Annotated in this window: 16 protein-coding genes; 14 read left to right on the top strand and 2 right to left on the bottom strand. The window is 43.3% G+C overall.

Translation table 11 applies throughout. From position 1 onward, the window contains the following. Positions 1-29: 29 nt before the first annotated feature. Positions 30-1343: an ABC transporter substrate-binding protein gene (locus HMPREF1508_RS04650; RefSeq protein WP_044959860.1), complete on the bottom strand. Its 1314-nt coding sequence runs from the start codon at positions 1341-1343 to the stop codon at positions 30-32. A 226-nt stretch (positions 1344-1569) separates the two neighbouring features. On the opposite strand from HMPREF1508_RS04650, the gene HMPREF1508_RS04645 reads away from it, so the two are divergent. From HMPREF1508_RS04645 to HMPREF1508_RS10355, 14 genes are all read left to right on the top strand, one after another. Next, complete coding sequence (locus tag HMPREF1508_RS04645) at positions 1570-3339, top strand: sensor histidine kinase (protein ID WP_198015562.1); 1770 nt, start codon at positions 1570-1572, stop codon at positions 3337-3339. 80 nt (positions 3340-3419) lie between these two features. Further along, entirely contained in the window at positions 3420-6203 is a 2784-nt protein-coding gene (locus tag HMPREF1508_RS04640; protein WP_044959857.1) for an alpha-L-rhamnosidase, read from the top strand. A gap of 81 nt (positions 6204-6284) precedes the next feature. Further along, positions 6285-7073: a hypothetical protein gene (locus HMPREF1508_RS04635; protein WP_156923182.1), complete on the top strand. Its 789-nt coding sequence runs from the start codon at positions 6285-6287 to the stop codon at positions 7071-7073. A 115-nt stretch (positions 7074-7188) separates the two neighbouring features. Further along, positions 7189-7929, top strand: coding sequence for a DUF6577 family protein (locus HMPREF1508_RS04630; protein ID WP_242834499.1), 741 nt, complete (start codon positions 7189-7191; stop codon positions 7927-7929). Continuing rightward, positions 7926-8981, top strand: coding sequence for a nucleotidyl transferase AbiEii/AbiGii toxin family protein (locus tag HMPREF1508_RS04625; protein ID WP_044959851.1), 1056 nt, complete (start codon positions 7926-7928; stop codon positions 8979-8981). Before HMPREF1508_RS04630 ends, HMPREF1508_RS04625 begins: the two co-directional genes overlap by 4 nt. Positions 8982-9542: 561 nt before the next feature. Beyond that, complete coding sequence (locus HMPREF1508_RS09640; protein WP_049906888.1) at positions 9543-10133, top strand: DUF1294 domain-containing protein; 591 nt, start codon at positions 9543-9545, stop codon at positions 10131-10133. A 363-nt stretch (positions 10134-10496) separates the two neighbouring features. Next, on the top strand, positions 10497-10979 hold the full coding sequence (locus HMPREF1508_RS04615) for a helix-turn-helix domain-containing protein (protein ID WP_044959850.1): 483 nt from the start codon (positions 10497-10499) through the stop codon (positions 10977-10979). 60 nt (positions 10980-11039) lie between these two features. Continuing rightward, positions 11040-11558: a helix-turn-helix domain-containing protein gene (locus HMPREF1508_RS04610; RefSeq protein WP_044959849.1), complete on the top strand. Its 519-nt coding sequence runs from the start codon at positions 11040-11042 to the stop codon at positions 11556-11558. Between the two features lie 279 nt (positions 11559-11837). After that, positions 11838-12059, top strand: a complete 222-nt coding sequence (locus tag HMPREF1508_RS04605; protein ID WP_044959847.1) for a hypothetical protein — start codon at positions 11838-11840, stop codon at positions 12057-12059. A gap of 32 nt (positions 12060-12091) precedes the next feature. Then, positions 12092-12604 carry a Sec23/Sec24 zinc finger-containing protein gene (locus HMPREF1508_RS10545; protein ID WP_242834498.1) on the top strand — a complete coding sequence of 171 codons (513 nt, stop codon included), beginning with the start codon at positions 12092-12094 and terminating at the stop codon, positions 12602-12604. A 10-nt stretch (positions 12605-12614) separates the two neighbouring features. Then, positions 12615-12839 carry a hypothetical protein gene (locus HMPREF1508_RS04590; RefSeq protein ID WP_044959845.1) on the top strand — a complete coding sequence of 75 codons (225 nt, stop codon included), beginning with the start codon at positions 12615-12617 and terminating at the stop codon, positions 12837-12839. A 21-nt stretch (positions 12840-12860) separates the two neighbouring features. Next, the gene (locus HMPREF1508_RS04585; RefSeq protein WP_044959843.1) at positions 12861-13127 is read left to right on the top strand and encodes a hypothetical protein; all 267 of its coding nucleotides are present in this window, start codon (positions 12861-12863) and stop codon (positions 13125-13127) included. 17 nt (positions 13128-13144) lie between these two features. Continuing rightward, the gene (locus HMPREF1508_RS04580) at positions 13145-13366 is read left to right on the top strand and encodes a hypothetical protein (RefSeq protein ID WP_044959840.1); all 222 of its coding nucleotides are present in this window, start codon (positions 13145-13147) and stop codon (positions 13364-13366) included. Between the two features lie 16 nt (positions 13367-13382). Then, complete coding sequence (locus HMPREF1508_RS10355) at positions 13383-13529, top strand: hypothetical protein (protein WP_198015561.1); 147 nt, start codon at positions 13383-13385, stop codon at positions 13527-13529. 256 nt (positions 13530-13785) lie between these two features. On the opposite strand, the gene HMPREF1508_RS04575 is transcribed toward HMPREF1508_RS10355, so the two are convergent. Continuing rightward, a complete protein-coding gene (locus HMPREF1508_RS04575; RefSeq protein WP_044959839.1) occupies positions 13786-15285 on the bottom strand; it encodes a response regulator in 1500 nt (499 codons plus the stop codon). Positions 15286-15345 lie beyond the last annotated feature (60 nt).

Below are 15345 nucleotides of genomic sequence, written 5' to 3'. Positions count from 1 at the left end.
TTAAACCACTGCTGCAGGGAATAGAAGGGTTATTTCCAATTGAATCCCAGCTGATTTGCGGAGAGCTTGCAGTCGTCATCGTATCTTTGGGCCGCATCTTTCCCATTTAGCTGACCAAGGGAGAGGGCAGATGTGATCTGCTCACAACTATTTCCCTTTATAGGAGTCTGGTACTCTAGTGCGGGGGTGGTTTTTCCCTGATCGAAGTATTTTTGCATGTCGACACGAATGGCAGGACATACGGTATCAGGAAGCTTGTAGCCCTTGAGACAGGAGGGACCGTTTGCCCCCATCGCCTTTATATATTCATTGACATTTTCGTCCTCATACCAGAAGTTAAGGAAGGCCATGGCAGCCTCTTTTTGCGGACTGTCCTTGCTGACATACCATGCCTGTGGCTCCCATACGGTGAGACCTGTTTTGCTGGCATCCGTTCCAGGGATAGGAAATACACCGAGTTTATCTGCGCAATCGGGGTGCTTTGCGATCATTTCTCCAATTGCCTGGGTCAGAATAATCCAATGAGTGGCTTTTCCAACAGACATATCTTCAATGCCATCCTGATACTTGGCGGCTGATCCGTCGGCATTATAATATGAAGTAAGATCCTCATATTTTCGGAAACTCTCCAAAGCGGCTTTTGTTGTGGCGAATTTTGCTTTCCCAGCCTCGAATTCCTGGGCAAAATTCGGGTCGCTTGTTATCACATTATGATTGTCACCCAGGAAAAGAACCTGTGTGGTCCAGGTGTCGCCATTGGAAAGATAACAGGGAGTTTTTCCGGCCTTTTTGAGTGTTTCACAGTTCTTTAGAAATTCGTCCCAGGTATTGGGAACTTTTAGTCCCAGGGATTCGTAATCAGGTTTCCAATATACAATAGCACCGGCCTGTGTTGTTGAGAATGGCGCACCATAAATTTTGTCATTTACGGAGACACACTTTTTGAAGTTATCATCGAAGCGGGCTGTCATTTTTTGATCCGTCATATCAGCAAAGTACTGCGTCGGATTTAAGGATAAAAATTTTGAGCCGCTGTTATAGTTGAAGATATCGGGTAAATCGCCTGAGGCAAGTTTGGTCTTTAAGACATTATCCCCATCACTGCCACTGGGGGCGATCTCAATCTCAAATTGCATACCAAGCTTCTCGGTTGCCTTATCCATGATTGCCCTGGTGGTAGAGTTTATCTCGATATTGCCACCCCAGACTTTTAAGGTTACGCCGGTATAGGGTTTATCTCCCTGGCCACTTTTTTTGTCGTTGCCAGATGTCCCGCACCCGGCGAGCATACCAACAGATAAAGACAATGCAAGTAACATAGATACTAGTTTCTTCGCCCTCATAGATACCCTCCTGGAATTGTAGATTTCGAGCTAAACTCGATCAACTGTATAAAAGATAACAGGATATGTTCCGGGAATACATGGACAATAATGGCAGAAGGCATGGATTTTTCAAAATAGTGGAAGTGAATATGAGGGTCTGTTAGCCTAAAAGAAGTAAGGAAAGAGGGAGGACTGTATGCATATGTGTCGATTGTTTCGGACCTTTCGATCAAAGATGATTGCATTGTTATTACTTCTTACATTGCTGGCTACTCTGCTACTGACGGCGATCTCGATCTATTCTGTGAGTGATCACTCCAAACTGCAGTTGACACAGGCAATGGGGCAAGTCGCGAATAACAAATTGGGGCAAGTCAGTGCTCAATATAATGTAATGGAGGATTCCATTCAGTTTATTCTCTCTAACCCAGAGATGCTTCAATCAATTACGGCGTTGAGCCATGAAGGAGATCCGCATTACTCGACAGATTACATTAACACAGCGAAAAAATCACTTGCCCGTGAGATGCGTCTGAACTATTTGGGACAAAATGTCTATCGGGTTCTTTATTATAATGAGTTCGGCCAGGTGTATAGCTCATCGAATGCGCAGACAGGAAGAATTGTCGAGTCCTTTGATTTGACGAAAATCCCTTATATTACATCCACAAATAAAAAACCGGGGAAAAATATTCTGGTGGCGCCACATACCGATAATTGGGGATATTCAGAAAAACCAATGGTTTATTCTGTAGTCAAAAAAATCCATGGAGAGAATCTTGGCTATTTGGAAGTTCAAAATAAACAGGATCATGGAATGAACATGACCGATATCCCCCAAGGTTTTTTTGTCACGATTTTATTAAATGGGAAGGACATTCTGTTTACGAATGCGACAGATTCAGATTTTGTGAAATATCAAACATCCATGGCGGCCAGTGGGAATTCTGCGATAGAGAACAGCTATCAGGGAGATCGCAAACGTACAGTGATTTCCAGGGATAAGAAACGTGATGTGTGTATTGTGGTTTCCTGTAGTGAAGAGATCGCACTTTTATCGTACTTGAAACTTTCGCCTGTTTTTATTGGGAGTATTCTGCTTTTTATTATCTGCTCTATTCTGCTGTTGCTTTTAGTAATACGGCGGTTTCTCAGGCCCTTATCTTTGATCCAGGGGATGATAGAGCAAACAAGTCTGGAGACGATTCCAGATCTGGAGTTGCATTATCACAATTATGACAGCGAAGAGTTCGTACATATTCAAAAGGCATATATCCGCATGGCACAGAGACTGAGAGAGGCTATCAGCAAGGAAAACAGTGCGGAGTTTCTTCGTCTGCAGGCACAGTTTGACATGCTACAGGCCCAGGTGAATCCTCACTTTATTTACAATGTACTTAATATTATCTCTGCGCAAGCGGTCGCAGAAAATAGTGAGGAGATTTGTGATACCTGTAGCGAGTTGGCGGAAATGCTCCGTTATTCTACGGACACCACAGAACGATACGTTCCCTTGAAAAAAGAAATCGAAGGGCTGGAGCACTATATCTATCTACTGCAGGCAAGATGGCAGGATAAGATCGTGTTTGAGATATCAATTGTAGAGGATATGCAGTCGATTCTTGTTCCGAAAATGTTCTTGCAACAACTTATTGAAAATTGCGTCTCACATGCTTTTACTCAAATTAAGGACATTCGCGAAGTTGTAGTAAAGGGCCATATCAATGAAGAGGGGTATTATATCCTGGAAGTTTTTGATAATGGTGTGGGATTTTCCGAAGAGAGTCTGGTCCAGTTGCAAAAGGCTTTTGATCGTGTGAAGGGGAAACTTAAAAATCTGGATCATAATATCGAGGATAAAATCGGCGGTATGGGTCTGAAAAATGCGTATGCAAGACTTTATATTCTGTATGGAACTTATATGCATATGTATATCGGCAATAACGAAAAAGGAAGCGCATTTATTAAGGTTATCTTCCGAAAGAGCTTAGATGATTCAAAAATCCATGACTAGATGAGGATCAATCCATGGATATCGGGTTATTTACCGGATAGAATCAAAATGTAGATTCTACAGAAGGGAGTAATCTATCTATGGAAATTTATCATGTCAGAATCAATCACATTCGACGCCCATTGGGCTTTTGTATGTTACATACCCAGATCTCCTGGAAGATAAGAAATGCGAGGGGAAAGCGGCAACAATCGGCTCGGATTCTTGTCTCAGATCAGGAGAATATGTCCACCTTCTTATGGGACAGTGGAGATAAAGATCTGTCCTCTTTGGGGAGCGATATTCCGATTCGCCTGGAACCAAGGACACGATATTACGTGCAGATTATTGTGATCTCGGATTTGAATGAGATTGCGAAATCAAAGGTGACATGGTTTGAAACCGGGAAGATGGATGAGCCGTGGCAGGCTCGCTGGATCAGCTGTCAAAATCAGAAGAGACATCCGATTTTTCAGAGAGAGGTTCAGTTAAGAGCAGAGGTTGCCTCCGCGAGGCTTTACATATGCGGCTTAGGACTTTATGAAGCTTATTATGGAGATGAAAAATTAGGAGACGAGTATCTGACTCCTTTTTCTAACAATTACAGGCAGTGGTTGCAGGTAGAGACAATTGATGTTACCAGGCAACTCAATCATGATGACAAGTTATCTGTTCTCATGGGGAATGGATGGTATAAGGGGAGATTTGGTTTTACCGCACATGAGGACAAGGGATTCTATGGGGACTGCTGGCATTTGATAGCTGAGCTTCATATTCGATACAGGGATGGATCAGAAGAATTAATTAAGACAGATGAGGACTGGAAGCTCGCATTTAGTAATATTACTTTTTCCAATCTTTACGATGGAGAGCATATAGATGACACCTTAGCTCTTTTGCCAGAAGAACAAGTGACTCTTGCCCAGGGACCGGAAGGAAAGCTCATGGACCGCATGAGTCCTTATCTGACAGTACATGAGGTTTTGAGGCCAGTCGAAGTCATTCGTACGCCAAAAGGGGAACTTGTCATTGATCTGGGGCAAGAGGTCACAGGAATTTTTGAGTTGGATCTAAAGGAGGATTATGGAACGCAGATTCGCCTTCAGACCGGTGAAATATTGCAGGAGGGGAATTTTTATAATGACAACCTGAGAACGGCAAGGTCCGAATTCATCTATGTTTCAGATGGGAAAAAAAGAACGATTCGTCCGCATTTTACCTACTATGGTTATCGCTATGTTAAGGTCGAAGGCCTTACAAATTTTCAAAAAGAGCAGTTCAGGGCACTTTGTATTTATAGCGATGTTGAGATGACGGGAAGGATGAGAACAGGCCATAAGCTCGTCAATCAGCTTCTGTCGAACGTAACCTGGGGACTAAAGGATAACTTTTTAGACGTTCCGACGGATTGTCCACAGCGTGATGAGAGAATGGGATGGACAGCAGACACGCAGGTGTTTACAGCAACTGCCTTATATCTTACAGATGCCTATGCCTTTTATGCCAAGTATCTTTTTGATATGTACACGGAGCAATTACAACTGGACGGAATGGTTCCGGATGTAATTCCATCCGCAGGAATTCACTCCACATCTTCGGTATGGGGGGACGCTGCATGCATTATTCCTTGGATCCTATATCAGTTCTATGGGGATAGATCAATCCTTGAAGATCAATATGAAAGTATGAAGGCATGGGTAAACTGGGTTCGCAACTATGACGGAGATGATTTCCGCTGGCGAACGGCTTTCAGTTATGGAGACTGGCTTGCGTTGGATGCGATGGATCAGGATCCACAGCATGCAATGGGCGCGACAAATGAAGGGTTTATCTCAAGTATTTACTATGCGGCAAGCGCAGAGATTGTTGGAAAAGCCGCAAAAATTCTCGGGAAACTGGAAGATGCAGAGGAGTTCTTGAAATTATCGCAATATCAATTCAATGCGGTTCGAAAGGAGTACTATTCTCCGACTGGCCGCTGCTGTATTCAGACACAAACCGCAATGATTTTGACCTTAAAGTATCATCTGTCAGACAATGAAAAGTTGATAAAGGATACTTTATGGGATTTGTTTACAGCATCCGACCATCAACTGAGAACAGGTTTTACAGGGACTCCGCTTCTTGGAGATGTTTTGACGGAGCATGGATTCGCTGATCTTGCCTTTGAGTTACTTCTCTACGAGGGATATCCGGGCTGGCTCAATGAGATCAAACTTGGGGCAACGACGGTTTGGGAACGCTGGAACTCTCTCTTGAGTGATGGGAGAGTCTCTGGAACGGATATGAACTCAATGAATCACTATTCTTATGGTTCCATTGTGGAGTGGATGTATCGGCATGTTGCAGGTATTGCTCAATTGGAGGGGGAAGTTGGATTTAAGAAAGCGCTGATCGCTCCAAAAATTCACTGGGATTTACAGGAGCTGGAGGCAGAGTACGATTCGCCGGCAGGACGATATCGCAGCGTCTGGAAGATTGTAGATCCAAATCATTTATATCTTTCCTTTGATATTCCATTTGGGGCGGAGGCATATGTTGAACTTCCATACTTTAAAAGGGAGAAATATTCCAATAAAGGGAATTCTCTTCTTCAAAAGGAGGTGGATGGCCGCTACTTTGTAGCAAGTGGACATTATGAAATTCAGTATGTGACGGATAAGCAACTCACACCAAGATATACGGTTGATCTTCCGGTTTTACGCCTGGCGAAGAATCCCAGGGCAATGCAGCTCATGGCAGGCTTTATGCCACATGATAATGTCCCAGTCGAGATGAGGGGGAAATCATTTCGTGATTTACTCCGTAAGTATCAACCGGAGATGCGTGAGGATGAGATGGAAGAGATCAATGAGCAGTTAACTATGATATTCACCAAGAAATAATAAGCGGAAGAGTTTCTTGTAATCAATAGGACTCTATGTTGAATGTTGGGGCGGGATCCTTCGGGGACCCGCTCCAATACTGTGTTTGAACAATACAGATTAGCTGGTTTGTTTACTGAAGAGTTTGCAACCTGGGCGCGGCATCTGCAGGAGCAGAAACCGCTGATCATTCCTGATGTTGAAGCTATCCGGGATATTAATCCGAAGGAATATGAGGAATATCAAAGGCTGGATGCCAGGTCGATCATGGGCGTTCCCTTCGGTCAGCACTCACTGGGCTTCATGGTTATCAGAAATGGAAAACGATATGTTAATCATTCGGAACCGCTGCAGCTTGCCTGCTTCGTAGCCATGATGATGCTGGACTTTTCCGATCAGATTCGTGTGACAACGGATGCCGAGGAGATGGAAGAACTCTATCATCGGGCAATGAAAATGCATGACGGCAAAGATAAGATCGTGCTTCTAAAGAAAGCGTTCAGTCTGTATCGAAGCAGACTATTCGTGCAGGGAGAGGACAGCATTGGCAGATGGTTGCTGCCATACACAGCGCATTACAATCAGGTGTTCGTTGATATCACAACAGAGCTGCTGAAAATGCTAGGCCGGCGGAGGGATTTTCACTGCATTATGGATTACGCGCCGGTGGCATTGGAAAAAGAGCCTGGAATGCAGACAGCGTATTTCTGGACGATCGTTGCAGCAGATGGTATCGGCAACAGCATCGCACGGGACAAGGCTCTGGATAATGCCAAAATAGAACTTACAGATGAAGAATACATGTCGGCAGATGCTTTGAGAAAAAATTACACCATACATTCGTTGCAAAGCAAGGCTTCCTTCTCCTACACCACCTTCGCGGTAAATTAAAAATACTGCGAAAATGGTGTTTATATCCCGACAGATTTGCTGTATACTCATAACACCAAAACAGCAGTAATTACATTATACTGCGAAAATGGTGCTTCGGAGGGAGAAGATCGACATGCAGAATATCCAGAAGGGACTGTCAGCAATAGAACCAGGCCGGACATTTTCCAGAGAAGAATACTATGCAGCAATTCAAAATGGCTCGGAAATGTTGTTAAAAGAAGATGCCCTTGCGTATTCCCTGCGTAGAGCTCTATCGGATGGAGACATCGTAAGAGTGTCATGGAATCAGTATGCCATTCCAGCAAAGAAACGAATCTATCGACATGATTATTCTGAGGCGGCTAAAGAAGTAGCAGCAAAGATGCAGGAAGCATTCTCTGATGTGCGTTTTCAGATTTTTGAGTTGATACAGCTTAACGAGTTCGTCAATCATCTGATTGCGCATAATACCATCTTCCTGTATGTGGAGAATGATGTCGTAGATTATGCCTTTGATGCCCTGAAACGGGAATATGCTGGCAGGATTATGTTAAAGCCATCAATTACTGAGTATTATAGATATTTGCTAGATGACGAAATCGTTGTAGGCCGTCTGCCGTCTGAATCTCCCAAGGGACTGGAGCAGCCGTGGGAGACCAGGCTGGAAAAAATTCTGGTTGACATCGCTGTAGATAAGTTGCTCAGCCAGATTGTTCCGGCGGGAGAATATCGGAATATTTTCACGGATTCAATAGACAGGTACTTCCTGGATACAAAGGGAATGTTCCGATACACAAAGCGAAAGGGTGCGGAGGAAAAATTCCGTGCTTTCCTGGGAAAATACAAGATCAATCTGGAGGATGACGAGCAATGATTATCAGAGAGAATTACAGTGAAGAACACATCAGGGAACTCCAAAGAGAAAGCAAATGCGATCCCGGTCTGATAGAACGCACCTTGTTTGCATTCGGCCTTCTTGAAGCACTGTTAAAAGTAGGTCTGTCATTTACGTTCAAGGGTGGAACAAGCCTGATGCTGCTGCTTTCCAAGCCGATGCGGTTATCAACAGATATCGACATTGTTGTCGAACCCGGAACCGATATTGACGCATATATCCAGAAGGCTGCTGCAATCTTTCCGTTTAAATCCGGTGGAGAGCAGGAACGTAAAGCCCGTGGAAAGATTGAAAAGCGCCACTTCAAGTTTTTCTACGATTCACCGGTAAGAAGCGGGAAAGAGCTATACATTTTGCTGGATGTGTTGTTCGAAGAAAATCACTATGCACAGCTCGTCCAGAGGGAAATAGCAAATGATCTGCTGCTTACCGATGGTGAAAATCAAGTGGTAAGCATCCCCTCGGTCGATTGCGTGCTGGGTGATAAGCTGACAGCATTTGCTCCGTATACAACTGGCATCCCGCTCCGCAAGGACAAAGATATGGAGGTCATCAAACAATTCTTTGATGTCAGTACGCTGACGAATGAGATAACTGATTTTGACCTTGTCCGAAGAACATACTTTGATATTTGCGATACAGAAATCGGCTATCGGGAGCAGAATATTACTCCTGCAGATGCATTGTTGGATTCCATACAGGCAGCCGTATGCATTGGTTCCCGTGGAAAGTCTAATGAAGATGATTTCTCGAGCTACCTGAGAGGAACGAGGGATGTTTCACAGCACATATATGTATCGGGCTTCAGTATGGAAAGGGCGGCGTTAATGGCTCCACAGGTTATTTACCTTGCGGCATGCCTGCTCACGGGATCGACATATACTCGTGTCGATGATCCGCAGCCGTATCTGAAGGAAAAGCTCACACAGCCGGATATGATGATAATGAAATCTTTAAGGCGCGGCAGCCCTGTTGGTTATGCATATCTTGCCTGCGCTGACAGGTTACTAACCGATTATAGGGGCAGATAGAGCAAAAAATTATCTAAAAACTATTATAGAAAAACAATCTAAGCGTGATGAGGTTCAGGATTTTATAAAGAAATTAGAAAAACAAGAACTCATGACAGAGTTTGATAAAAATGTATGGCTAAGCATGGTAGACTTCCTTACAGTGCATCATGATGGAAAAGTTAAATTTATATTTCTTAATGGCAGCCAGATAGAATTAAATAGATAAAATTAAGGAGGGCACTTCGTTAAAATTTGGTGAGGTTCAACGTCTGAATCTTCTAAATTCAGGAACTTTATGATATTATCCATTGTAGAAATCTCCTCTCTTAAATTTATTCCGAATAAAATAATGATAAGAGAAATGAGAAAAAGAGGGCAACACCTCAAGTGCTGTCCTCTTAAACTGTCTTTGAATTTTACTTTAGTCCCCTAAAGTTCGCCCCCAAACTAGGTGTACGAAAAAGGCATCCCCCAAACTTGATTTCATTTTTTTGGAGACCCCAATTGTTTTTGGAGACCCTTGGGGTGTGAGATAACGCGTACATTCTTTAATTTAGCACAGGAGATGCGAAGCAAGAAATGACTCTGACATCTTTACAATGGTATGTGATAGTTATAAATGTTGCTGCATTTTTGATCTATACAATTGATTTTCAAATCTACAATCATGGTGGAGATGGAATAAAGCCAGAGGTGATTTGTAATATAGTAACTATATGCGGAGGAGCGTTTGGTACATTAGCGGCGGAATTGCTGTGGGATAAAAAAATAAACAAGATAAATGCACAATCACGAATCTACACAGTCGTCTGGTTGATTTTACAAGTGGCTTTTTTCTGGGCTATCTGGGGGCCAAACCATGAGGCAGTGAAGGAACATGTGCTTGCCTTTTTTAATGGACATAAAATTCTATGTCTATACTACTTAGCAATAAACGTAATAACATTTATTGTTTTTGCTATAGATAAGATTAAGGCCATGCTTGGAGCATGGAGGATCCGGGAGATCATCCTATTAGGGCTTTGTCTCATCGGCGGTGGGACAGGTGGTTTATTGGCAATGGACCTTTGTAATCATAAAGTGAAATCCATGCATTTCGTTGTTGGTGTCCCAATGATGATATGCGCTCATCTGGTTTTAATTGCTTTTATTGCTGTAGGAGCATTCTGATTTGGAGATGCTTTTGAAGCAGGTAGCGAATGAAGAACATGAGCTCTATCAGCAGTATTAAGCTTACGGGCTTTATGGCCTGCTACTGATCTGAATTATATTGTCGGCGCGTATCTCATCTGTGCAAGTTCCGATAACAATCAGACGATAATTCTCTCATGGGTATCGGTTTGCAATTGTATGTTTTCTTTTCAATTTTTCAAGGTTCTTTCAATGTGCCTGTAATATTTTGCGAGAAGGTTTTTTCTTGTTTTTTAATACAACTTTTTAATACAATATATATGCTGCAAAAGCAGAGATCCTGATATATTATAAGAGAAAGAAACAGCGTTATGTGAAGTTACAAATGGCGGGATTTAAGGCATGAAAACATACACAGTAAAAGAAATTTCGGAGCTGCTCTCTGTTGATCAGGAGACTGTACGAAGATGGATAAGGGACAAAAAGCTGAAGGCTGACATGCCCTCACGAAAAGAAGGAAGTCAAGTCAGAGAAGACGACCTTTATAAATATCTTTCATCCACCGCAAAGTATGCGGGAAAAGCAGCTCTCCTGGCTGCGGCGAATCCAGCATTGGCCGCAATTTCTCTTATAGGAGTTGGAGCCTCAGGTGTAGCATCAGCTGTCATGGCTCTGTATATAAACGAGAAAAATTTTGTGCTTTCAGAAGAAAACGTTGTAGCCGTCCTTGAACAGGGCATAGATGAATGCCAAAAGGAAATAACTCAGAAGCTGAAAGCACGTGGCCAAATTGATGAGGAGATAGCTACCGCTCAAACGAAACTTGAAACGTTGCGGGAACTGATGCGGCAAGTTGGCGGTTCTGGTACTAACCAGCCAGAGTAACAAGCTGCCGTGGGTTCATTCGAACCGTCTCAGGTTCTGACGGAATGGAGAGATGTAATTATGGGGAAAAAGTCAACGAAAGAAAATAAAAGCGTTTTTCAACTGAGCCGCGAGGAAGCCGGGATGACACGCGCTGAAGCAAGTGAGGCTATGGTGTTTGTTTCAGAAAGCCGTATAGAAAAATACGAAAGCGGAAAATCTCCGGTACAGCCGGAAGAAGTACTGGCAATGGAAAAAGCTTACAAAAAGCCATCCTTGTGCAATTACTATTGCTCTCATGAGTGTCCGATCGGTCAGGAGTATGTTCCTGAGATAGAGATAAAGGTGCTGGAGCAGATTGTATTGAAAATGCTTGCCACTATGAACACGCTTGAAAAAGCGAAAGACAGATTTATAGAAATCTCAGCCGATGGCGAGATTACCGATGATGAGCTGACTGATTTTGCGCGGATTGAAGCACGCATAGAGCAAATCTCGATGGCAGCCGATTCTCTGTCACTGTGGGTAAGCAATACTATTGCCTCTGGAAAGATAGACGCTGACAAACTGGATAAGGCAAGAAAAGCGGTTCAAAAGTGACAGAATCCTTGTAAGTCGCTAAATCAGAAGAATACAAGAGCTGATTTTGCCGAATGAGTTATGTATCCCTTCTCGCTTATCTTGTAAATTAATTTATAAGAACAAGCGAAGGGAGGATACGAATGAATGTATCAGCGAGGGACGTTCGAACGAGAGTGGCTCTGAGCCGACTGCTGTTAAAAATGGAACAGCAGCCAAAGTATAGCGGAGAACTTGGCTTACGTGATCTGTCCGGATTTCAAAGGCACTCTGTTTATGAAGGAAGTGAGGTGAATAACAATGGCAGGACTGTTGCTTGTCGTTCTTCTAATGGTTGTTCTGTTTAAGGCTACAGGTTTTGCTTTTCGCATCGCCGGAAAGATTCTGGGCGGAATAATCAGCATTGCCGGATACCTGATTCTTGCGGGTATTGCTGTTACAGTATTTGGAATTGCAATGGTGGTGCTGCCAGTCATTTTAATTATCGGTGGAGCAGCCCTTATCTCTACGGCCGCTTCCTGAAACAGATATAAAGATTGTGAGGAGGAATGAGGATGTCATGGAACTATGCTGAGCTGTCAAAAGCGGCTAAAGACGCCGGAGGGCCAGAAAAACTCATGGATTTACTGGTTCAATCCGGAAGAGATGCAGGACATAAGGACATGCTGCCTGCTATCGGTATTGCAATGGGGATTGGCGCACTGGGTTATGCGGGTGTGCAAAAAGTAATCCAGTACTTTAAAAGACGGTCAGTTTCGCCTGATGCCGTAGAAGTGGCAAAAAAGGAACTGATTGAAGGAATTAATGAATACGATGCGATGCACCCAGATAGTAACGAAGTGGGTGAAGATGAAAAACCGATGAGGAGGAAGAAAACAATGAGTGAACGTTTTCCGGGAATCGACTGGTATTGTGACCGCTGCGGAGCATACCTGAATGATCAGCTAGGGTTCGATGATTATCATTATGTCTGGAAATGCACAGAGTGCGGACATAAGAACAGCATTTCGGCGGACGACATCTACGAATCAGAAGAAGACTTTAGAAACCCGAATAGAGACAGATAGGAGGACGACTATGACTACAATTTACAAAACCAATGAGTGGAAGGGCTATGGCAAACAGAATTATTACTGGAACGAGTATCGTCTTAAAGGAAATGAGGTGGTGAAATACAAATGCCATAGGCAGAAGTTCTTCGACGGGCACGAAAACAACTGGGAGAACGAAGAAAATGTTGTGGAGTCCTGGACTTTAGGCGATCCCAACATGCCGGATTGGCTGAACAAGTATTTACCATAAATGATAAGGGGGAATTTGCATATGAGGCACGTTTTTAAGGCCACGAAAATTGGATGGGACGAAGAAAAAGAAGGTGTATGGTTTGACTCGGATCAGTATACCAAAGAGGAAGCCGAGGCAGAATTTAAGCCGTATCAGGGAACAACGCAAAGAGGATACCCTTATACCGGGTATGAGTACGACGGTGTGAAATATCACGATTACACGTACCTTGGAGAATATGCGGACGATGATATGCCGAAGAACGATTCAGATGTTTTTGCACATCTGATGAAGAAAAATAAGTAAAGAAAGGGTGTTGACAAATGACAAAATACAAAGTCATTTATCACTGGTCTGATGGAACTGAGGACGAAGAGGATGAACTTTTCGATTCTGAGGATGAGGCGCAGGAAGCCGGGCTGTATGGGTTAAGTTGCGCGAAGCTTGGCGGAGAAATCTTAGAGATGTCTAATCCAGGGGATTATCCATTCCATGAAAGCGATTATGAGGACGATGATTTTGAAGTAGTAGAAGTGGATGAGTAAAACTAAAGGAGGAAAAATGACCAGAGAAGAACTGAAAGCACAGATTGATGAGCTAATGCGTCAGTATTCTGACAAAGAAATCGATGGAGCCACTTACGCACAAAAGATGATGGAGTTAACCGCATCAGCAAGAAACGAAATCGGTGAGCCTGAAGACGATTAAACAGGGATAAGAAACAGCCCGACTCCCAGCATTTATTTGCTGGTTGTCAGGCTGTTTTCTTATGCCCGGATTTCCTGTCCGTTGCAGAAGGTCACCCGGATGTCATCTCTGCTGTAGACCTTCAGGTGGTCGCATGACTATGCATAGTTCATCCGAGTGTTTGATTTGTTGCATGGCGTTCGGGGACTCTTGTGTCTAATCATACGCTTAGGAGCGAATGGAAACATCTATTCACCCAACATTTATTGTAGAACCATCAATTGGAAAGAACCTCTTCTGCATAGGTACTGGGGGATTTCCCAAAGTAAGTCCGAAAAACGCGGCTGAAGTAAAATTGATCGTCGAAGCCAACCATGGCGGCCACATCTTTGATGAGGGTGGAAGGGGTCTCCTGGATAATTTTTGTGGCCTCTTCCATTCGAAGCTTTGTCAGGACCTGGACAAAAGAAGCGCCCTCATGCTTGCGAAACATGCGGCTCAGGGATGCCTGAGAGACAGAAAAGTGGTCACATAGATCCTGAATGGTAATGTGGTCTTGCAGATGATTCCTCAGATAAGTGGTGACAAGGGAAAAAGAGTTCCTGGAAGTAATATCGAATTCAGTTTGTGCAGAGGTTAGGATTTCGCGATATAGTTGCAGTAAATTGTTGGCAAGAATATCTAGGCTTGTTGCATTTTCGAACAAGTCTTGAACCAACTGGCGATCACAGACAGTGCAATCGACTTCGTCTACACCATACTTTGTAATGAGATCCAGGATGATTTGGTCAGCATGTTCCAACCACAACTGAGAGTGGTGTTCTTTTTCCCATGCCTGAAAGAGGGTTAATATCGTGTCCAAAGTTGCAGCGTAATTTGTCCGGTCGAGAAGAGGAATCAATCGATTTTCGAGATGTTGGATTTCGTCGCGATTGAGTCGAGTCCTTGGCAGGGAATATGTATTTGCGATGTCTACACTCTGGGATTCTCCCGGTGTGGAGAGCTCTCGCTCAACTTGATAGATTTGATTCATGAATGAGGGAATTTCACAAGTCGCACAGGCAACAGATGAGTAAACGGCTGTAATGTAGGAATCGCTCTGCCGGAAATACTTATTTTGTAGATGCTGTATGGTACTTGGAAGGTGATTTTGGGAGAGAATCTTCTCTGGAATGAATATAAAAGCTTCACTCTCGTCACGACCGTAGAAGATCACGTCTTCCTCAATTTCCGAATACACCTCATGCATTGAGTCCGTATGGAAACGAGATAATAAGCCGTTTTGGCGTATAAAAACAAGATAGTAACGGGAAAAAGCGAATATTTCATGCAGATCGGCAGCAGACGTAATTTTCCCAGAGGAAAGATTTTTGATTAAACGGTTTCTCTTTTGAAGTCTTGCGTTATCCAAACGAGTCACTGCCCGCTGAACAGCAAGATGAAATTTTTTCGGTGTAATCGGTTTCAGAAGATATTCGCTCACACCGATATGAATCGCTTCTTGAGCATATTCAAAACGCTGATATCCGCTTAAGAGGATCATTTGTATGTCAGGATCAAGATTATGAGCTTCCTGGCATAGTTGCAGGCCATTGACGCCTGGCATGCAGATATCTGTAATCAGAATATCTGGGTGGGTTGAAGAAATGGCTTCCAGTGCTTTGGAGCCATTTTCTGTTTCTGCAATAACCTGCAGATCCGGTTCTCTTTTTTGAATGAGATTTAAAAGAAGTTCCCGTGCAGTTTTTTCGTCATCAGCAATAATAACGTTATACATAGTATACCTCACCTCTTATAGATGAAATTATATAAAATATATCAGATGAATGGATAGACC

The organism is Shuttleworthella sp. MSX8B (genome assembly GCF_000524295.1).
Taxonomy (GTDB): domain Bacteria; phylum Bacillota; class Clostridia; order Lachnospirales; family Lachnospiraceae; genus Shuttleworthia; species Shuttleworthia satelles.
The sequence above is the reverse complement of the archived record's forward strand: the minus strand, read 5'-3'. Positions and strand labels throughout refer to the sequence as shown.